Source organism: Frigoribacterium sp. AC512 (assembly GCF_979258295.1).
The window spans coordinates 698,356-716,873 of the sequence record NZ_OZ409850.1 but is presented as its reverse complement, the minus strand read 5'-3'; the positions used below and the strand labels follow the sequence as shown (position 1 = coordinate 716,873).

Annotated in this window: 16 protein-coding genes, 1 tRNA gene and 1 other RNA gene; 5 read left to right on the top strand and 13 right to left on the bottom strand. The window is 71.7% G+C overall.

The window, feature by feature from the left end; translation table 11 throughout:
* Positions 1-117: 117 nt before the first annotated feature.
* An RNA gene (gene ffs, locus ACZZ97_RS03265) (signal recognition particle sRNA small type) lies at positions 118-214 on the bottom strand.
* Positions 215-268: 54 nt separating this feature from the next.
* Here ffs and ACZZ97_RS03260 point away from each other — a divergent pair.
* Positions 269-949 (top strand): SDR family oxidoreductase, encoded by a 681-nt coding sequence (locus tag ACZZ97_RS03260; protein ID WP_463472266.1) that lies wholly within the window; start codon positions 269-271, stop codon positions 947-949.
* A 107-nt stretch (positions 950-1,056) separates the two neighbouring features.
* Here ACZZ97_RS03260 and ACZZ97_RS03255 read toward each other — a convergent pair whose 3' ends face one another.
* The 4 genes from ACZZ97_RS03255 to ACZZ97_RS03240 form a co-directional block, all read right to left on the bottom strand.
* The gene (locus tag ACZZ97_RS03255; protein ID WP_314101843.1) at positions 1,057-2,250 is read right to left on the bottom strand and encodes an acetate/propionate family kinase; all 1,194 of its coding nucleotides are present in this window, start codon (positions 2,248-2,250) and stop codon (positions 1,057-1,059) included.
* On the bottom strand, positions 2,247-4,394 hold the full coding sequence (gene pta, locus ACZZ97_RS03250) for a phosphate acetyltransferase (protein WP_314101841.1): 2,148 nt from the start codon (positions 4,392-4,394) through the stop codon (positions 2,247-2,249). Before pta ends, ACZZ97_RS03255 begins: the two co-directional genes overlap by 4 nt.
* A 43-nt stretch (positions 4,395-4,437) precedes the next feature.
* The gene (locus ACZZ97_RS03245) at positions 4,438-5,877 is read right to left on the bottom strand and encodes an amino acid permease (RefSeq protein ID WP_314101839.1); all 1,440 of its coding nucleotides are present in this window, start codon (positions 5,875-5,877) and stop codon (positions 4,438-4,440) included.
* 128 nt (positions 5,878-6,005) lie between these two features.
* Positions 6,006-6,224 carry a hypothetical protein gene (locus ACZZ97_RS03240; protein ID WP_192169332.1) on the bottom strand — a complete coding sequence of 73 codons (219 nt, stop codon included), beginning with the start codon at positions 6,222-6,224 and terminating at the stop codon, positions 6,006-6,008.
* Here ACZZ97_RS03240 and ACZZ97_RS03235 point away from each other — a divergent pair.
* Positions 6,223-6,846, top strand: coding sequence for a GNAT family N-acetyltransferase (locus tag ACZZ97_RS03235; RefSeq protein WP_463472265.1), 624 nt, complete (start codon positions 6,223-6,225; stop codon positions 6,844-6,846). The two genes, ACZZ97_RS03240 and ACZZ97_RS03235, sit on opposite strands and share 2 nt — an antisense overlap.
* Positions 6,847-7,240: 394 nt before the next feature.
* Here the strand turns inward: ACZZ97_RS03235 and ACZZ97_RS03230 are convergent.
* Positions 7,241-7,325: transfer RNA gene (locus ACZZ97_RS03230), tRNA-Ser, on the bottom strand.
* A gap of 143 nt (positions 7,326-7,468) precedes the next feature.
* Here ACZZ97_RS03230 and ACZZ97_RS03225 point away from each other — a divergent pair.
* Positions 7,469-7,840 (top strand): RNA-binding S4 domain-containing protein, encoded by a 372-nt coding sequence (locus ACZZ97_RS03225; RefSeq protein ID WP_192042140.1) that lies wholly within the window; start codon positions 7,469-7,471, stop codon positions 7,838-7,840.
* 182 nt (positions 7,841-8,022) lie between these two features.
* Positions 8,023-8,646 carry a hypothetical protein gene (locus tag ACZZ97_RS03220; protein WP_314101835.1) on the top strand — a complete coding sequence of 208 codons (624 nt, stop codon included), beginning with the start codon at positions 8,023-8,025 and terminating at the stop codon, positions 8,644-8,646.
* A 65-nt stretch (positions 8,647-8,711) separates the two neighbouring features.
* Here the strand turns inward: ACZZ97_RS03220 and ACZZ97_RS03215 are convergent, their stop codons facing one another.
* From ACZZ97_RS03215 to ACZZ97_RS03205, 3 genes are all read right to left on the bottom strand, one after another.
* Positions 8,712-10,679, bottom strand: coding sequence for a helicase HerA-like domain-containing protein (locus ACZZ97_RS03215; protein WP_463472264.1), 1,968 nt, complete (start codon positions 10,677-10,679; stop codon positions 8,712-8,714).
* Between the two features lie 9 nt (positions 10,680-10,688).
* Positions 10,689-11,408, bottom strand: a complete 720-nt coding sequence (locus ACZZ97_RS03210; RefSeq protein WP_314101832.1) for a phosphatase PAP2 family protein — start codon at positions 11,406-11,408, stop codon at positions 10,689-10,691.
* An 88-nt stretch (positions 11,409-11,496) separates the two neighbouring features.
* Positions 11,497-12,726: a multidrug effflux MFS transporter gene (locus ACZZ97_RS03205; protein WP_399540091.1), complete on the bottom strand. Its 1,230-nt coding sequence runs from the start codon at positions 12,724-12,726 to the stop codon at positions 11,497-11,499.
* A gap of 300 nt (positions 12,727-13,026) precedes the next feature.
* Between ACZZ97_RS03205 and ACZZ97_RS03200 the strand changes: the two genes are divergently transcribed.
* The gene (locus tag ACZZ97_RS03200; RefSeq protein WP_314101830.1) at positions 13,027-13,596 is read left to right on the top strand and encodes a TetR/AcrR family transcriptional regulator; all 570 of its coding nucleotides are present in this window, start codon (positions 13,027-13,029) and stop codon (positions 13,594-13,596) included.
* Positions 13,597-13,618: 22 nt separating this feature from the next.
* On the opposite strand, the gene ACZZ97_RS03195 is transcribed toward ACZZ97_RS03200, so the two are convergent.
* The 4 genes from ACZZ97_RS03195 to mmsA form a co-directional block, all read right to left on the bottom strand.
* Positions 13,619-14,191, bottom strand: coding sequence for an MOSC domain-containing protein (locus ACZZ97_RS03195; RefSeq protein WP_314101828.1), 573 nt, complete (start codon positions 14,189-14,191; stop codon positions 13,619-13,621).
* A gap of 91 nt (positions 14,192-14,282) precedes the next feature.
* Complete coding sequence (locus ACZZ97_RS03190; protein ID WP_314101826.1) at positions 14,283-15,380, bottom strand: sugar-binding protein; 1,098 nt, start codon at positions 15,378-15,380, stop codon at positions 14,283-14,285.
* Positions 15,381-15,481: 101 nt separating this feature from the next.
* Positions 15,482-16,855 carry a multiple monosaccharide ABC transporter permease gene (gene mmsB, locus ACZZ97_RS03185; protein ID WP_314101849.1) on the bottom strand — a complete coding sequence of 458 codons (1,374 nt, stop codon included), beginning with the start codon at positions 16,853-16,855 and terminating at the stop codon, positions 15,482-15,484.
* 5 nt (positions 16,856-16,860) lie between these two features.
* The gene (mmsA, locus tag ACZZ97_RS03180; protein WP_314101847.1) at positions 16,861-18,381 is read right to left on the bottom strand and encodes a multiple monosaccharide ABC transporter ATP-binding protein; all 1,521 of its coding nucleotides are present in this window, start codon (positions 18,379-18,381) and stop codon (positions 16,861-16,863) included.
* Between the last annotated feature and the right edge of the window lie 137 nt (positions 18,382-18,518).

The window sequence follows — 18,518 nt, the reverse complement described above, 5'->3', positions numbered from 1 at the left end:
CCGCGCCGAAGCGCCGCGGGGGCAGCGGCGCACCGTCCCGACAACGCGACCGGCTGATCCCGTCCGCACCACGCAGGACACCGCGCCGAAGCGCCGCGGGGGCAGCGGCGCGTTAAAAGGAAAGACCCCTCACGCACCCGCCAGAGCCCGGTTGCCCTTGCTGCGTTTCCGCCCTGGGGGAGTTGGCCTGGATGGCGCCACGTGAGGAGCCTCGAGAAGTTTAGCGGCTCCTGGGTGGTCTGCGCGACACGGGGTGTTCCCTGGGTGCATGAGAATCGTCATCGCCGGAGGACACGGCAAGATCGCCCAGCTCCTCGAACGCCGACTCGCCGACGCCGGGCACGACCCGGTCGGCATCGTCCGCAACCCCGACCACACGTCCGATCTCGAGGCGGCGGGTGCCCGCGCGCTCGTCGTCGACCTGGAGCAGACCGACGTCGAGACCCTCGCGGGTCACCTCGACGGTGCCGACGCCGTGGTCTTCGCAGCCGGCGGCGGGGGCGGCAGCGGCGCCGAGCGCAAGCTCACGATCGACCGTGACGGCGCCGTCCTGCTCGCCGACGCGGCGGAGAAGGCGGGCGTCTCCCGCTACGTGATGGTGTCGGCCATCGGCACGGACGACTTCGACCCCGAGAAGGCCCAGCTGCCCGCCGAGGACGACGACGCCGTCTACCAGGTGTACATGCGCGCGAAGAGCGAGGCCGACGCCGACCTGCGCGCCCGCGACGGCCTCGACTGGACCGTCGTGCGCCCCGGCGGCCTCACCGACGACCCCGGCACCGGACAGGTCACGGTGGGCCAGACCGTCGAGCGGGGCACGGTCTCCCGCGCCGACGTGGCGGAGGTGATCGCCACGGCCATCATCGAGGGCACCGCGGTCCGGACGCAGTTCGAGCTCGTCTCGGGTGAGACCCCCGTCTCGGACGCGCTCGCCACGATCAAGTACTGAGGTCGACGCAGGGGCCGACCCTGCCGACGACGAGAGGGGCCCGGGAGGCGCGACATGCGCCTCCGGGGCCCCTCTCGTCGTCCGGCTGACGGGCCGGCCGCCACGACCTAGCGGAGCGCCGCGGCCTGCCGGGCGATCTCGAGCTCCTCGTTCGTGGGGACCACGAGGACGTCGACGGACGCTCCGTCGGGCGAGATGCGGCGGGCGTCCCGCGAGGCTAGCTCGTTGCGGTCGTCGTCGACCCGGATGCCGAAGAAGTCGAGCCCGGCCAGCGTCCGGCGGCGCAGCAGGGCGTTGTTCTCGCCCACGCCCGCGGTGAAGACGACCGCGTCGAGGCCGCCGAGCTGGGCGACGTAGGCGCCGACGTAGTGGCGGATGCGGTGGCGGTAGACGGCCAGCGCCGACTCCGCCACGGCGTCGCCGCGCGAGGCGCTGTCCTGCACGTCGCGCATGTCGCCGCTGCCGGTGAGGCCGAGCAGCCCGCTGCCCTTGTTCAGCAGGGTCTCGAGCTCGTCGAAGTCGAGACCCGCCTCGCGGTGCAGGTGGAAGACGGCTGCCGGGTCGATGTCGCCGGACCGCGTGCCCATGACGAGCCCCTCGAGGGGCGTCATCCCCATGCTCGTCTCGATCGAGCGGCCGCCGTCGATCGCCGCGGCGGAGGCGCCGTTGCCGAGGTGCAGGACGATGATCTTGAGCTCGGCGAGCGGACGGCCGAGGAACTCGGCGGTCTTCTCGGACACGTACTTGTGCGAGGTGCCGTGGAACCCGAACCGGCGCACGTGGTGCTTCTCGGCCAGCTCCGCGTCGATGGCGTAGGTGTACGCGGCAGGCGCCAGCGTCTGGTGGAACGCCGTGTCGAACACCGCCACGTGGGGCACGTCGGCGAACGCCTCCTTCGCGGCCCTGATGCCCTGCAGGTTCGCGGGGTTGTGCAGCGGTGCCAGCGCGGAGAGGCGGTCGATCGCCTTCTCCACCTCGTCGGTGACGAGGGTGGCCCGGTCGAAGTCCACTCCCCCGTGCACGACACGGTGGCCGACGGCCGTGGGCGGGTGCTCGTCGAAGGAGGGGCCCTGCGCGGCGAAGGCGGCCATCATCGCCTCGAACCCGGCCGCATGGTCGGCGATCGGCTGCGAGTCGTTGCTGCTCTCGGCACCCGTCAGGTGGTTGCGGTGCCGGGTCTGGCCCACCGCCTCCCCGATCCGCTCGACCAGCCCCGACGCGAGCGTCGTCTCGTCGTCCAGCTCGATCAGCTGGTACTTGAACGACGACGAGCCGGAGTTGACGACGAGCACTGCGCTCACGGGGTGTTCCCTTCGGTGGTGGTGGAGGTCTCGGCGGCGGCGGCCTCGGTGCCGGCCTGGATGGCGGTGATGGCCACCGTGTTGACGATGTCGCCGACGAGCGCGCCGCGCGAGAGGTCGTTGATCGGCTTGCGGAGGCCCTGCAGGATGGGTCCGATCGCGACCGCCCCCGCGCTCCGCTGCACGGCCTTGTACGTGTTGTTGCCGGTGTTCAGGTCGGGGAAGATGAACACGGTCGCCCGCCCCGCGACCTCGGAGTCGGGCATCTTCGCGGCGGCCACGACCGGGTCGGCTGCGGCGTCGTACTGGATCGGGCCCTCGACGAGCAGGTCGGGGCGGCGCTCACGCACCAGCGCCGTCGCGGCGCGGACCTTCTCGACGTCCGCGCCCGAGCCGCTGTCGCCCGTGCTGTAGCTGAGCATCGCGACGCGCGGCTCGATGCCGAACTGCACCGCGGTCTCGGCCGACGAGAGGGCGATGTCGGCGAGCTGCTCGGCGGTCGGGTCGGGGATGACGGCGCAGTCGCCGTAGACCAGCACGCGGTCGGCGAGCGCCATGAGGAACACGCTCGACACGACGCCGACGCCCGGCACCGTCTTGATCACCTCGAACGCGGGGCGGATGGTGTGGGCGGTCGTGTGCGCCGCCCCGGAGACCATGCCGTCGGCGAGGCCGAGCTTGACCATCATCGTGCCGAAGTACGAGACGTCCGTGACGGTGTCCATCGCCATGCTCGCCGAGATGCCCTTGTGGGCGCGCAGCTTCGCGTACTCGGCGGCGAACTGCACCTGCAGGCTGGCGTCGAACGGGTCGAGCACCCGGGCGTCGGCGAGGTCGAGGCCGAGCTCGGCGCCGCGTGCGCGGATCACGCCCTCGTCGCCCAGCAGCGTGAGGTCGGCCACGCCGCGCTGCAGCAGCGTCGACGCGGCACGCAGGATGCGGTCGTCGTCGCCCTCGGGCAGCACGATGTGCTTCTTCACGCTCCGGGCGCGCTCGAGCAGCTGGTGCTCGAACATCAGCGGCGTGACGACGCCGGAGGGGCTGACCTCGAGCAGGCGGAGCAGCTCCCTGCCGTCGACGTGCGTCTCGAAGAGCGACAGCGCGAGGTCGTACTTGCGGGGCGAGTCGGCGGCGAGACGGCCCCGGGTCTGGGTGATGGCCAGCGCGGCGTCGTAGGTGCCCAGCTCGCTGCGGGCGATGGGCAGCGTGCTGCCGAGGCCCTCGACGAGGCGGTCGACCTGGGGCGCCAGCGCGAAGCCGCCGTTCAGCACGACCGCGGCGAGCGACGGGAACGTCTCGGACGCGTGGGCGAGCACCGTCGCGACGAGGACGTCGGACCGGTCGCCGGGCACGACCACCACGGCCCCCTCGATCAGCCGCGGGAGCACGTTCTCCATCGACATGGCGGCGACGACGACCCCCTCGACCTCACGGTCGAGCAGGGCCTCGTCGCCGCGCAGGAACGTCGAGCCGGTCGCCCCGAGCACGGCACGGACGGTGGGGGCGACGAGGAGGCGGTCCTCCGGCAGTGCCCAGACGGGCACGGTGCCCGAGGGGCTCGCGGCGAGCGCCTGGCCCACGCCCTCGACGACGTCGTCGAGGTGCTCGGGGTCGACCCGGTTCGCGACGACGGCGAGCAGGCTGGCGTGCTCGTTGCGGAGCTCGGCCGTCGTGACCTCGGCCACCTGGCGCATGTCCGCGCCGGTGCGCGGGGTCGTGCCGTCGGCGGCGCTGCGGCCGCCGAGGACGAGCAGCACGGGGGCGCCGAGGTTGGCGGCCACCCGGGCGTTGAAGGACAGCTCGGTGGGGCTGCCGACGTCGGTGTAGTCGGAGCCGATCACGACGACCGCGTCGCACTGCCGCTCGACGGCGGAGAACCGGCTGACGATCGCGGCGAGTGCGGCGTCCGGGTCGCGGTGCACGTCGTCGTAGGTGACGCCGACGCACTCCTCGTAGTCGAGGTCGACGCTGTCGTGCGCGAGCAGCAGCTCGAGCACGTAGTCGCGCTCGCGCGTCGAGCGGGCCACGGGGCGGAACACCCCCACCCGGCCGACCTCGTGGCTCAGGGTGTCGAGCACGCCGAGGGCGATCGTCGACTTGCCGGTGTGGCCTTCTGCGGACGTGATGTAGATGCGGGTGGACACGTCGCCCAGCCTACGTCCGGCGGGCTCCGAGGCGCCGGGGAGGTCAGCGGGGCAGACGCGGGCTGTCCGGGTTCAGCAGCGAGTGCCTGCGGCCGTAGCCGAAGTAGAGCGCGAGACCGACGAGCAGCCAGATGCCGAAGCGCAGCCAGGTCTCCCAGTGCAGCTGCGAGATGAGGAACCCGCTCGCCAGCACCCCGAAGGCCGGGACGAAGGGCATGAACGGGAGGCGGAAGGTGCGCGGCTCGTCGGGCCTGCGGTAGCGGAACACGATGACCGCGACGCAGACGACCACGAACGCGGCGAGGATGCCGATGTTCGTCAGGTCGGCGACGGCGCGGATGGGGAACACCCCGGCGAGCAGCGCGGAGGCGATGCCCGCGATCCACGTGACGCGCTGCGGGACGCCCTTGCGGTCGGTCCGCGCGAACCAGCCGGGCAGCAGGCCGTCGCGGCTCATCGAGAACCAGACCCGCGTGACGCCGAGCAGGAACGTGAGCATGACGGTGAGGATCGAGATGACCGCGAACACCGAGATGATCGTGGCCACCACCGGCAGTCCGACGCTGCTGAAGGCCGAGGCGAAGCCGGCGGCCGGATCGATCTCGCGGTAGTCCTGCATGCCGGTGAGCACCAGCGTGGCGGCGACGTAGAGGATCATCGCGATGATCAGCGACAGGATGATCGCCTTCGGCATGTGCTTCTTGCCGTCGACGCTCTCCTCCGCCGCGGTGCTCATCGCGTCGTAGCCGAAGACGGCGAAGAAGACGGTGGCGGCCCCGGTGAAGACCGGCCCGAAGCCGTTGGGCACGAAGGGCGAGAAGTTCTCGGCGCTCAGGTGGAACAGGCCGATGCCGATGATGAACAGCACCAGCAGCACCTTGATGCCGACGGCGACGATCTCGAAGCGGCCGAACGCCTTCGACCCCCGGCTCAGGATGAAGGTGACGACCAGGCAGACGACGATCGCGGGCAGGTTGACCACGCCGCCCTGCCCCGCGTCGGGCGTCGAGGCGATCGCGTCGGGGAGCTGCAGCCCGAGCCCCGAGAGGAACGCGTCGAAGTAGCCCGAGATGCCGATCGCGACGACGGCCACGATGGCCACGTACTCGAGCAGCAGGTCCCAGCCGATGAACCAGCCGATGATCTCGCCGAGGGCGACGTAGCCGTAGGTGTAGGCGGAGCCGGCCCGCGGGATCATGCCCGCGAACTCGGCGTACGAGAGCGCCGCCGCGGCACTGGCGAGACCGGCGATCAAGAAGGAGAACAGGACGGCCGGTCCGACCCCGGGGTTCGCGTCGTCGCCGTGGGCGACGAGCCCCGCCAGCGAGAAGATGCCGACGCCGATGATGCCGCCGACGCCGATGGCCGTCAGCTGCCACAGCCCGAGGCTCTTGAAGAGGCCGGTGCCCCCGGTCTCGTCCTCGATCTGCTGCACGGGCTTCTTGCGGAGCACCGAGCGGGATCCGTCACGTCGTGTGGTCACGAGAGCCTCCTGTGCGCACGCCGTCGTGCGCGGTCTGGCCGAGGGGCGCAGGTGCGCCGTCGCGATATGTTATCCCCGCGGCGGCTCCGGGCGGGACCCGGTCTCCTGGCCCCGCCCGGCCCGACGGCTCAGGAGTAGTCGTGCTGCGCGACTCCGAGGGAGCGGTACACCGCGTTCCCCTCAGTCGAGGTGTCGGGGTCGAGCTCCCAGTTGACGTCGTCGCCGCCGTCGGCCGCGGGCCGGACGAGGCTCTTCTGCGGCTGGCCGCCGATCGACTCGAGCTGCTCGGTGCGGGCCTCCTGGCCGTCGTCGCCGAGGAAGGACGCGGTGTAGGTGTCGTCAGTCATGACCAGAACCTACGCGGGCGTCCTCGGGTCGGACCGGCGCCTCCGACGGTTCACAGGGTCGGGCAGCCCGCACGCCGGGATCCTCGCCGGGCTCGGCCCCTCCTATGATCGTGCCGTGATCATCCGCCCCGCCGCCGAGTCCGACCTCCCCGGGGTCCTCGAGATCCACGCCGACGCCGTCGCCCGCTCGACGGCCATCTGGACCGACGTGGAGCCCGACCTGCAGGGGCGCCGCGACTGGCTCGCCGCCCACAGCCGCCCGGGGACGGCCGCGATCGTCGCCGTCGAGGGCGACCTCGTCGTCGGGTACGCGAGCTTCGGTCCGTTCCACGCCAAGGACGGCTACCGCCACACGGTCGAGAACAGCGTCTACGTGCGCGAGGGCCGCCAGGGCGCCGGCATCGGCCGCAGCCTGCTGGAGGCGCTGGTCGCCGGGGCCACGGAGGCCGGCCACCACGTCATGGTCGCCCTCGTCGAGGCCGGCAACGAGGGCTCGGTGCGGCTGCACCGGTCACTCGGCTTCGAGGACGCGGGGCTGCTGCGCGAGGTCGGCGTCAAGTTCGGCCGCTGGCTCGACCTTCGGTACATGACGCTGATGCTGGACGGCATCGCCGCTTCCTAGGCCCGCCGCACGCCGCCTGCGCCGCCACCGCTCGAGCTACACCCCTGGACCCGCACTACACCCCCGGAACGGAGGGTGCTGTGCCGATCCGGGGGTGTGATTCGCGCACATATGGCCAGGTACACCTTGTCTCGAACGCGCAATTGCCGCTGCGCTGTCATGCCCGGCGCGACGGCCGCCTCCTGGGCCGCCGTCGAGCGGGCCCCTCGGAACCCACGCCCACCCTCGGGCGCGCGGGAGGGTGCGCGCGGGTTCGAGGGGTGCGGGCGGCGCCGCACGGGCACGAACGCACGAACGGCCCTCCCGCAGGGGGAGGGCCGTTCCGGTGTCGCCCGAAGGGCGAACCAACGGAGGACGAGCGATGGCCCTCCCGCAGGGGAGGGCCATCGCGACGCGGAGGATAGGGGATTCGAACCCCTGAGGGCTTGCACCCAACACGCTTTCCAAGCGTGCGCCATAGGCCACTAGGCGAATCCTCCAGGGCGGGCGACAGCATCACTGGCGCACGACCTCGTCCATGGTAGCGGACGGCGCGAGGTGCTGCGGACGCACCTGCGGCGCGCGGCGGGCCGAGGAGGCGGCGGGCACGCGGCGCGCGGCCGGCCCGACGTAGCATCGTCGGATGGACTCCCCCGCCTCCGCCCGCGTCGACAGCTGGCTGTGGGCGGTCCGTGTCTACAAGACGCGCTCGGCGGCGACGGCGGGCTGCCGCGCCGGGCACGTCCGGGTGAACGGCGAGCGGGTCAAGGCGTCGCAGTCGGTCCGGCCCGGCGACGAGGTCCGGGTGCGCGTGGCCGGGTTCGACCGGATCCTCGTGGTCCGCACGTGCCTCGTGAAGCGGGTGGGCGCCTCCGTCGCCGCCGAGGCGATGACCGACCTGACGCCGCCTCCTCCCCCGCGCGAGGAGACCGCCGTGGTGGCGGTCCGGGACAGGGGGGCCGGTCGACCGACGAAGCGCGAACGCCGCGACCTCGAGAAGCTCCGCGACCGCTGACGAGGCAGTCGGGCACACGCCGGTGAGTCGACGCCGGGAGGCTGCCGAGCCGCACTTTCGCGGACCGGACAGAGCGGTCCGGCCCGGGGGGCGCCTCCCTTATGATCGGTGCCACGGCAGGCCGTCGGGTCGACGGTCGTCCTCTCTGAGGGGGGAGGCAGCCGAGGGCCGAGGGGGCTGACATGGTGACCGGTGTCGCGCGCGACGACTTCGAGGTGATCGCCGTGCCCCGGCGCACGATCGCCCGGACCGCCGTGCTCACCGCGGTCCTCAGCCTCGTGCCCGTGCTCGGGGCCCTGCTCTGGCTGACCTGGCCGACCGGCCGCTGGCCGGCCGTGCTGTGGGTCGCCGACGTGGCCGTCGTCGTGGGGCTCCTCATGTACTGGCGGTTCCGGGTCTCGTACGCCGGCGTCAGCTCGACGGAGTTCTTCAAGCGCGGATGGCTCCCGGGCAGCGTGCGGCTCCCCCGCGACGCCGTCGCGACCGTCCTCGTCGCGCGCACCTACCGCGGCGCCTCGACCGAGACGGTGCCGCAGCTGATCGCCCTCGGCCGCGACGGCGAGGTGCTCTTCCGCATGCGGGGCGGGTACTGGCCCGACGAGGCGATCACGGCCGTCACCGATGCACTCGGCAGCGCCGTGACGACGGTCTCGCGTCCGATGTCGGGGCCTGAGTTCTACCGCACCTGGCCCGAGAGCCGGTCGTGGTACGAGGGCCGCCGCTGGCTCAGCACCACGCTGGTCGTGCTGGCGTTCGCCGTCGCCACGAGCCTGCTGGCGGTCGTCTGGCAGGCCTTCACGGGCTGAGCCCTCCCTCGTCCCGCCAGCGCCCGCCTCCCCGTCGCGCTGCCACGGGCCACGCCCCGCCGGGCTCAGCGCCGGCGCAGCGTCCCGAAGATCCCCTTCACGACCTCGCGGACGATCGTCTTGCCGGCGCTCGAGCCGAGCACGTCCCCGAGCACGCCGCCCGCACCGCCGCCGGCGCGGCCACGACCGGACGACGAGGAGGAGCGGGTCGAGCCGCCCGCCCGACGCGCCCTCGTCGACGCAGCGGCACGCTCGGCCTTCTCGAACTCGCGTTGCTGGCGCTCATACTCGGCCTGGGCGGCCTTCCGCTCCTTCTCGGCCGCCTTCAGGGCCGCCGCGTCGTGCTTCTCCCGGGCCGCCGCCTCCTTCGCCTTGAGCACGAGGGCCTCGTCGCGCGCGGTCGCCTCGTCGAGCTCGCGACGGCGCAGCGCGGCAGCCTCGAGCTTGCGGGCCAGCATCTCGCGCGCGGAGTCGCGGTCGACGGGCGCGCCGTAGACCGGCCAGAGCGGCGACGCGGCGACCCGGGCCGCCATCTCGTCGGCGGGCAGCGGCGACATCGAGCCCTGGGGCGCCCGGACCCGCGTCCACGCGACCGGGCTGGGCGCGCCCTTCTCGTTCATCACGGTGACGACAGCCTCCCCCGTGCCCAGGCTGGTCAGCACGGCCCCGAGGTCGTAGTCGCTCGTGGGGTAGGTCGAGACGGTGGCCCGCAGCGCCTTGGCGTCGTCGGGCGTGAAGGCCCGCAGCTGGTGCTGGATCCGTGAGCCGAGCTGCGCGAGGACGTCGCCGGGCACGTCCTTCGGGGTCTGCGTGACGAAGACGATGCCGACGCCCTTCGACCGGATCAGCCGCACGGTGCGCGTCACCTGGTCGAGGAACGCGTCCGAGGCGCCCGCGAAGAGCAGGTGGGCCTCGTCGAAGAAGAAGACGAGCTTCGGCCGGTCGAGGTCGCCCACCTCAGGGAGGTCGTTGTAGAGGTCGGCGAGCAACCACATCAGGAACGTCGAGAACAACGCCGGCCGGTCGTGGACGCCGGGCAGCTCGAGCAGGCTGACGATGCCGTGACCGTCGGCCGCGGAACGGAGGAACACGGCCGTGTCGATCTCGGGCTCGCCGAAGAACGCGTCGGCGCCCTGGTCGGCGAAAGTGATCAGCTCGCGCAGCACCACCCCGACGGTCGCCTTGCTGAGGCCGCCGAGCTCGGCGAGCTCCGCCTTGCCGTCGTCGCTCGTCAGGTAGCTGAGGACGCTGCGGAGGTCTGCCAGGTCGAGCAGCGGCAGCCCCGCTCGCTCGGCGTAGTGGAAGACGAGGCCGAGGCTCGACTCCTGCGTGTCGTTCAGGCCGAGCACCTTGCTGAGCAGGATCGGCCCGAAGCCGCTCACCGTCGCCCGCACCGGCACGCCGGGGCCGCCGTCGCCGAGCGAGAAGAACTCGGCGGGAGCCGCCAGGGGCGTCCATTCCTGGCCGATGCCGCGGGTGCGCGCGAGCAGCTTCTCGCTGGACTCGCCCGCGGCGGCGAGGCCGGAGAGGTCGCCCTTCACGTCGGCCGCGAAGACGGGCACGCCCGCCGCGGACAGCTGCTCGGCGAGCACCTGCAGCGTCTTCGTCTTGCCCGTGCCCGTCGCGCCCGCGATCAGGCCGTGCCGGTTCAACATGCCGAGCGGGATCCGCACGGGGACGTCGGCGAGCGCGTCGCCGTTGACGAGCGAGCCGATCTCGAGGGCCGGGCCCTCGGTGGCGTATCCGGCCCGCACCGCGTCGACGGCACCGGACGAGAGCGGACCCGAGGAGGCGGTCGTCACCTCGGCAGGACCGGCAGCGGCGACCGGGTCGGCCGTACCTGCATCCGGTGCTGGGGTCGCTGCCGCCCGGGCGTCCTGCTCGGCCTCGGCCGCCTCCTGCGCCGCTGCCTCGGCCTCGGCCGCGAGCTGCTCGGCCCGCGCCAGCGCCGCCTCCGCGTCGCGCTTCGCCTGCTCGGCGGCGGCGACCGCCGCGGCGGCCTCCGCCCTGGCCTGGTCGAGGGGGTCGGTCATGGGGTCAGCCTAGGCACCCGCACCGGCGCGCGGCTGCCACACCCAGCCGCGCCCCCTGACCCTCTCCTGCTCGTCGAGCAGCCGATGGGCGACCGGGGCCCAGAGGACGACCGCGACGCCGGCGCCGATCAGCAGCCCGCCGATCGTGTCGGTCAGCCAGTGCGCCCCGAGGTAGGTGCGGCTGAGCAGCATCAGCACGGTCCAGACGACGCCGGCCGCCCAGACCCAGACCCGGCGGAGCACGACGCCGAGCACGACGGCGAGGGTCGCGGCGTTGGCGGTGTGGCCCGACGGGAACGAGCCGTAGTCGCTCACCACGAGGATCTCGGTCGGCCGCGCCCGTCCGAAGGTGTGCTTGATCACCTGGACGACGCCGGCGCTCAGGGCGCACGCGCAGATCCAGTAGAGAGCCGCCCACGGGCGCCGACGGAGCAGGAAGACCACGGCGACGCCGATCGGCACGACGAAGACTCCGATCAGCCCTGCCCCGACCGTGTCGAAGACGAGGGCCGGGGCGATCCAGAAGTCGCTGCGGTGCTCGACGAGCTCGTTCATGAAGCGCTCGTCGATGCCGAGCCGCCCCGCCCTCGCCGTCACGACCACGCCGATCAGCAGCACGACCCCGATCGCGCCGAGCGCGCTGAAGACCCACCACCGGCGCTGCACGCGCCGGGCGACGGTCGCCTCCCGCGGGGTGGCCGGCTTCGGGGCGAGGGGCGAGGTGTCCATCCGCCGACAGTACCGACGGAGGTGCGGCGCGGCCCGCCCGGGTCGGCCGGCGCCCCCTGGGGGCTGCTCCGCGCCTCCTCGGCCCGGCCTAGTGCGCGAGCGCCGGGACGCTGCGTGGCCGCACCAGCAGCCACAGGCTGAGGATGGCCACGGCCGAGGTGACCATCATCACGCTGCCCATCGGAACGGCGGTGTCGATCCCGAGGAAGCCGACGACCGGCGAGATGATGCCGGCGAGGCCGAAGTTGAGGGCTCCGAGCAGGGAAGCGGCCGTGCCGGCCTCGGCACCGTGGTTCGCGAGGCCCAGCACCTGCACCTGCGGGAACGTGAAGCCGCACGCCGCGATGAAGAACCAGAGCGGCACGAGGATGCCGAGCAGCCCCACGTGCAGCGAGTCGAGCAGCACGATCAGCCCGGCGCTGACGATCAGCACGGTCGTCGACCCCGCGAGGATGTACGCCGGGGGCACCCGACGGGCGAGGCGCGAGCTGACCTGGACGCCGACCACGATGCCGAGCGAGTTGATCGCGAAGAGGTAGCCGTACTGCTGGGCGTCGAGGCCGTACACGTCCTGGAAGAGGAACGACGAGGCGGACAGGTACGTGAAGAGGCCCGAGAAGACCATGGCGCCGATCAGCGCGACGCCGACGAAGACGCGGTCGCTGAAGAGGGCCCGGTAGCGCTGCCGGAGGGTCGTGTGGCCGGCGCCGTGGCGGGCCGACTCGGGCAGGGTCTCGACGATCAGGAAGATCGCCGCGAGCAGGATGAGCACGCCGTAGGCGACGAGGAACCAGAAGATGCCGCGCCAGTCGGTGAACCGGAGCAGCTGCGAGCCGACGACCGGGGCGAGCACGGGCGCGAGGCCGGTGACGAGCGCGAGGCGGGACAGCATGCGCACGAGCGGCAGGCCGCCGAACAGGTCGCGCACGGTGGCCATGGCGACGACGCCGCCGGCCGCGGCGCCCATGCCCTGCAGGACGCGGAAGACCGCGAGCCACGTGATGTCGGGGGCGGCGGCGGCGCCGACGCTGGCACCGATGTGGACGGCGGTCGCCACGATGAGGGGCAGGCGGCGACCGACCTTGTCGCTCCACGGGCCGACGAGCAGCTGCCCGACCCCGAAGCCGATCGTCGTCGCCGTGAGGGTGAGCTGCACGAGGCCCGCAGTGACGCCCAGGTCGTCCTCGAGCGACGGGAAGGCCGGCAGGTAGAGGTCGATCGTGAGCGGGCCGAGCGCGGTCAGCGCGCCCAGGACGATCACGTAGACGAGCCTCTGGCGGCGGGTCAGGGCGTCACCGGGGTGGACGACGATGCTCACGGGGATGTCCTCACGACAGGGCCGACCAGGCGCGCTCGAATCGGTTCGATCCGACACCGCGCGACCTGGACGTGGTGGTGGGTGGGAGGGGTGACGCTGCGCACGGACGACGGGCGTGGTCGACATCGATCGTAGCCCCGCCTCGGCCCCGCCGACAGGGCCTCCGTCACGGCCTCGGCCGCACGACGGAGTCCGACTTCGCGACATGGCGTCGCCGAGGCCGACGGCTGTCGAGCACCACTAGGATCGGCTCAGCCGAGGCCCCCGCCGCGGCCACGGCACGACATCCAGGAGGCCTCCATGGTCGACGCCCGCATCGTCCAGACGACCAAGGCGCTGCACGGCGCCATCGTCGAGCTCGCGTCGAAGCAGCCCGTGTCGACCATCACGGTGGCCGACGTCACGCGCGCCGCGGGGATCAACCGTGCGACGTTCTACAGCCACGCGACGTCGCCGGGCGGCCTGCTGACCGACGTGATCACGCCCGAGCTCGACCAGATCCGCCTCGACGACCAGGCCGCCCGCGCGGCATCGACCGGTGCCGACGGGGCGGAGTTCACCAGCCGGGCCATCGAGCGCGTCGTCGACCACGTCGTCCGCTACCGGGACATGTACCGGCTCGCGCTGCCGGACGCGCTGGACGCGTCGATCCACCAGGCGCTCGCCGGCCACTTCGAGACCTCGTCCCTGCAGCACATCGAGGGGCTCCCCGAGGGCTCCCTGCCCGAGGGGCTGTCGGTCCACATCGCCGCCGGCTGGTTCGCCCACGCCCTCGTCGGGGCCATCGAGGCCTGGCTGCGGGGCAAGCGCACCAGCCGCAAGGCGCTGCTCGACACGATGGCCGCGATGACGCCGGCCTGGTGGCAGTGACCGCCGCCTCCTCCTCGCGCCCCTAGGCCGGGTGCACGTCGCGCGGGTCCGCCGGGTCGACCTCGACCGTCGCCGTGCCCAGCCGCAGGACGCCGTCCGTCAGCGGCTCGCAGCGCATCCCGCCGAGCCCCCTCATGGCCCGGAACGCCCCGGGAGCGAGCACGTGGTCCATCCACGCGCACGGGTTCGCCGGCCTGTTCACGCGCAGCAGGACCGGGCCGTCGCCGGTGTCGAGGCTGATCGTGCGTCCGCGCAGCGCGTCGACGTCGAGGCCGCGCGTCACGACGTTGCGCCGGGCCGCGACCGCATCGAGCGGCTCGTCGAGGTCGAGGAGGCGCGCGACCGCCTCGAGGGACTCGGCCGCGAAGAGCGTCACCGACGCGCCCCGGTGCGCAGGCTTCGCGAAGTAGCGGTCGCCGACGATCCCGAGGCCGGCGCGGAGCTCGACGCTCTCGTGCAGCTCGGGCCCGGCCGGAGGCGGCTCGGGCCCGTCGGCGGGGCGGCCGACGTAGCGGGAGCGGGGCGACGCGAGCAGCAGCTCGATCGTGACCGGGGGCGCTATCGCGACCGTCGCCTCCTCGTTCCCTGCCGTCACGGCACCACCGTACCGGCCGGGGACGGCGAGAGCCGACCGCCCCGGTGCAGGGCGATCGGCTCTCGTGGTGACGCGGGTGGTGCGGGTGGCGCTACTTCGTCAGCGGGCCCAGGGTGGGGTCGTTGGCGTACGCCTCGGCGGCGTTCTCCTTGGTGACGATCTGCGGGGGCAGCAGGTAGGCCGGGACGATCTTCGAGCCGTTGTCGTACGACTCGTCGTCGTTCGTCTCGGCCTTGTCGCCCTCGGACAGCGAGGTCACCATGTCGATGGCCTGCGCGACCAGGTTGCGGGTGTCCTTGTTGATCGTGGAGTACTGCACGCCCTCCATGATCGACTTGACCGACTCGACCTCGGAGTCCTGGCCGGTGACGACCGGGACGTCCTTGCCGGCGCCCTGGACCGAGGTGATGATGGCGCGGGCCAGCGTGTCGTTGGGGCTCAGGACGCCGTCCAGCTCGGCGGTGCCGTAGGTGCTGGTCAGCAGCGAGTCCATGCGGCGCTGGGCGTTCTCGGCCTTCCAGCCGTCGGTCGCGGTCTGCTTGATGTCGGTCTGGCCCGAGGCGACGACGACGGTGCCGTCGTCGATGGCCGGCTGCAGGACGCTCATGGCGCCGTCGAAGAAGACCTTCGAGTTGGCGTCGTCGGACGAGCCGGAGAACAGCTCGATGTTGTACGGGCCCTCCGCCTTCTTGGCCTTCATGCCGTCGAGCAGGGCCTGGCCCTGGAGCTCGCCGACGTTGAAGTTGTCGTAGGCGACGTAGTAGTCGACGTCCTCGGTGTTGAGGATGAGGCGGTCGTAGGCGATGACGACGGCGCCCGCGTCGTGGGCCGCCTTCACCTGGGTGCCGAGCTGAGCACCGTCGGCCGCGCCGATGATGATCACCTTCGCGCCCTTGGTGACCATGGACTGGATCTGCTCCTGCTGGTTCGCGACGGTGCCGGAGGCAGCCGCGTACTGCACGTCGGGCTCGAAGCCCGCCTCGGTGAGGCCGTCGGTGAACAGGTCGCCGGCGAGGACCCAGTTCTCACTGGTCTTCGCGGGCAGCGCGACGCCGATGGTCGAGCCCTGCTCGAAGCCGGAGGCCGCGTCGCCCGAGCCGGCGTCGGTGCGAGCCGAGTTCGAGCAGCCGCTCAGGATCAGCGTCGTTGCTGCGGCGACCGCCATGGTCGCCAGCGCGATTTTGCGCATGCTGTGTCTACTTTCTTGTAGGGGGGTTGCAGGTGTGGGAGCTGGTGCTCCCGGGGAATGCGCGCCCGGCCGTCGGTGGACGGGCACGCGGAGGTGCGGGTCTAGTTGGGCGTGGTCGACGTGGGTCGCTGCACGTCGGTGAGGTCGCCGTTCGGCTGGACCGCGCCGGCGGGGGCGTCGGTCGCCCGGCCGACGCCGGACTGGCGGCCGGCGGTCGAGGTCTCGACCGACGCGGCAGGCGCCGCGATGCCGTCCTTGTCGCGGCGGAGGCCACGGGTCAGGAAGCCCGTGATGGACGGGCGACCCTGGCTCTTGTTGTAGACGTCGACGGCGACGGCGATCAGGAGCACGAGGCCCTTGATCATCTGCACCTTGTCCGAGCCGACGCCCATGAGCTGCAGGCCGTTGTTCAGCACGGCGATGACGAAACCACCGACGATCGAGCCGGTCACGGTGCCGATGCCGCCGGCGACGGCCGCGCCGCCGATGAAGACCGACGCGATGGCGTCGAGCTCCCAGTTCAGACCGTCCTGGGGGCCGGAGGCCCCGGCCCGGGCGACGTAGATCATGCCGGCGAGGGCGGCGAGCACGGACATGTTCATCATCACGAAGAAGTTGATGCGCTTCGCGTTGACGCCCGACAGCTCGGCGGCGTGCGAGTTGCCGCCGACCGCGTAGATGTGCCGGCCGAAGATCGTGTTCTGCGTGATGAATCCGTAGACCAGCACGAGCACGCCGAGGATGATGCCCGACACGGGGAACGAGGTGCCGACCCGGCCGCCGCCGAAGAGCGTGGCGGCGTACAGGATGATCGCGACGAGCACGGCGAGCTTGACGAAGCTGACCCACAGCGGGGCCATCTCGCTGCCCATGGTGCGCTGCACCCGACGGAGGCGGAACTCGCGCCAGACGACGACTGCGGCGAGGATCAGGCCGAGCAGCAGGGTCGCGTTGTTGTAGCCGGTGTTCGGCCCGAACTCGGGCAGGTAGCCGGCGCCGATGACCGTGTAGGCCTCGGGGACGGGCAGCGTGGTGGCGTTGCCGACGAACTGGTTGGCGCCGCGGAAGAGCAGCATGCCCGCCAGCGTGACGATGAAGGCCGGGACGCCGACGTAGGCGACCCAGAAGCCCTGCCAGGCACCGATGGCCGCGCCGACGACGAGGCCGAAGACGATGGCGACGGGCCACGGGAAGTTCCAGGTCGTCATCGACGTCGCGACCATGATCCCGACGAAGGCGGCGACGGAGCCGACCGACAGGTCGATGTGGCCGGCGACGATGACCATGACCATGCCGATGGCGAGGATCAGGATGTACGAGTACTGGCTGACCAGGGCGATGAGGTTCGTCGGCTCGAGGGTGAGCCCGCCCGTCAGGAACTGGAAGATGACGATGGCCACCACGAGGGTCGCGATCATGCCGAACTGACGGGCGTTCGACGTGTTCCCGCCGAAGACCTTCTTCAGGTCCTTGATTCCGCTCATGCGGCCTGCTCCTTCTTCTTCGACGTCATGGTGCGCATGAGCGTCTCGGCGTCGGCGTCCGCCGCGTCGATCTCGTTGGTGACGGTGCCCTCGAAGATCGTGTAGATCCGGTCCGAGAGCCCCAGCAGCTCCGGGAGCTCGGACGAGATGACGATCACGCCTTTCCCCTGGGCTGCGAGCTGGTTGATGATGTTGTAGATCTCGAACTTCGCGCCCACGTCGATGCCGCGGGTCGGCTCGTCCAGGATGAGCAGGTCGGGGTCGGTGAACATCCACTTCGCCAGCACGACCTTCTGCTGGTTGCCGCCGGACAGCTTGGCGACGCCCTCGTCGACGGTGGGCGTCTTGACCCGCAGGCTCTTCCGGTACTCCTCCGCGATGGAGTGCTCCTCGTAGGTGTTCACGACGGAGGCGCGGGAGATCTTCGAGAGCTTGGCCGCCACGGTCGAGCGCTTGATGTCGTCGAGCAGGTTGAGGCCGAGCACCTTCCTGTCCTCCGAGACGTAGGCGAGGCCGTTGTCGATGGCGTCACGGACGTTCTTGATCTCGATCCGCTCGCCGTCCTTGACGATCTCGCCCGAGACGAACTGGCCGTACGAGCGGCCGAAGATGCTCATCGCGAGCTCGGTGCGGCCCGCGCCCATGAGGCCGGCGAGCCCGACGATCTCGCCCTTGCGGACGGTGATCGACGAGCCCTTGCAGACGAAGCGCTCGGCGGTCTGGGGGTGGCGGACCCACCAGTCCTTGACCTCGAAGAACACCTCGCCGATCGAGGGCGTGCGGTCGGGGAACCGGCTGGCCAGGTTGCGCCCGACCATGCCGCGGATGATGCGGTCCTCGTTGACGCCGTCGGCCTTGACGTCGAGCGTCTCGATGGTCTTGCCGTCGCGGATGATCGTGATCGAGTCGGCGATGGCCTCGATCTCGTTCAGCTTGTGGCTGATCATGATCGACGCGATGCCGCGGCCCTTGAGCCCGCGGATCAGGTCGAGCAGGTGCTGCGAGTCGGCCTCGTTGAGGGCAGCGGTGGGCTCGTCGAGGATGAGCAGCTTGACGTTCTTGTTGAGCGCCTTGGCGATCTCGACCAGCTGCTGCTTGCCGACGCCGAGGTTCTTGACCGCCGTGTCCGGGTCGTCCTTCAGGCCGACGCGGGCGAGCAGGTCGACGGCGCGGGTCTTGGCGGACTGCCAGTCGATGGCGCCGAACCGGGTGGGCTCGTTGCCGAGGAAGATGTTCTCGGTGATCGACAGCTCGGGTATCAGGGCGAGTTCCTGGTGGATGATGACGATGCCGGCGGACTCGCTCGACTTGATGTCGCGGAACTTCTGCACGTCGCCCTGGTAGACGATGTCGCCCGCGTAGGTGCCGAAGGGGTAGACCCCCGAGAGGACCTTCATCAGGGTCGACTTGCCGGCGCCGTTCTCGCCGCAGATCGCGTGGACCTCGCCGGCACGCACCTGCATCGACACGTCGTCGAGCGCCTTGACGCCCGGGAACTCCTTCGTGATGGAGCGCATCTCGAGGATGACGGGAGAGTCAACGGCCACGGCCGGCACCCCCGCGGCTCCCGCTCATCGTGATCTGTGCTGCGCGCACGCTGACCTCCATGTATCGACTTCGTCGTCGTCACCGTCGGCCAGGGCCGGCGGGAACC

Bases quoted from the DNA above. Each gene is read 5' to 3' on its own strand.
- ACZZ97_RS03260 (WP_463472266.1), top strand. From the start codon at position 269: ATGAGAATCGTCATCGCCGGAGGACACGGCAAGATCGCCCAGCTCCTC.
- ACZZ97_RS03235 (WP_463472265.1), top strand. From the start codon at position 6,223: ATGACCAGAACCTACGCGGGCGTCCTCGGGTCGGACCGGCGCCTCCGA.
- ACZZ97_RS03240 (WP_192169332.1), bottom strand. From the start codon at position 6,224: ATGACTGACGACACCTACACCGCGTCCTTCCTCGGCGACGACGGCCAG.
- ACZZ97_RS03225 (WP_192042140.1), top strand. From the start codon at position 7,469: ATGGACTCCCCCGCCTCCGCCCGCGTCGACAGCTGGCTGTGGGCGGTC.
- ACZZ97_RS03220 (WP_314101835.1), top strand. From the start codon at position 8,023: ATGGTGACCGGTGTCGCGCGCGACGACTTCGAGGTGATCGCCGTGCCC.
- ACZZ97_RS03215 (WP_463472264.1), bottom strand. From the start codon at position 10,679: ATGACCGACCCCCTCGACCAGGCCAGGGCGGAGGCCGCCGCGGCGGTC.
- ACZZ97_RS03210 (WP_314101832.1), bottom strand. From the start codon at position 11,408: ATGGACACCTCGCCCCTCGCCCCGAAGCCGGCCACCCCGCGGGAGGCG.
- ACZZ97_RS03200 (WP_314101830.1), top strand. From the start codon at position 13,027: ATGGTCGACGCCCGCATCGTCCAGACGACCAAGGCGCTGCACGGCGCC.
- ACZZ97_RS03190 (WP_314101826.1), bottom strand. From the start codon at position 15,380: ATGCGCAAAATCGCGCTGGCGACCATGGCGGTCGCCGCAGCAACGACG.
- mmsA (WP_314101847.1), bottom strand. From the start codon at position 18,381: ATGCGCTCCATCACGAAGGAGTTCCCGGGCGTCAAGGCGCTCGACGAC.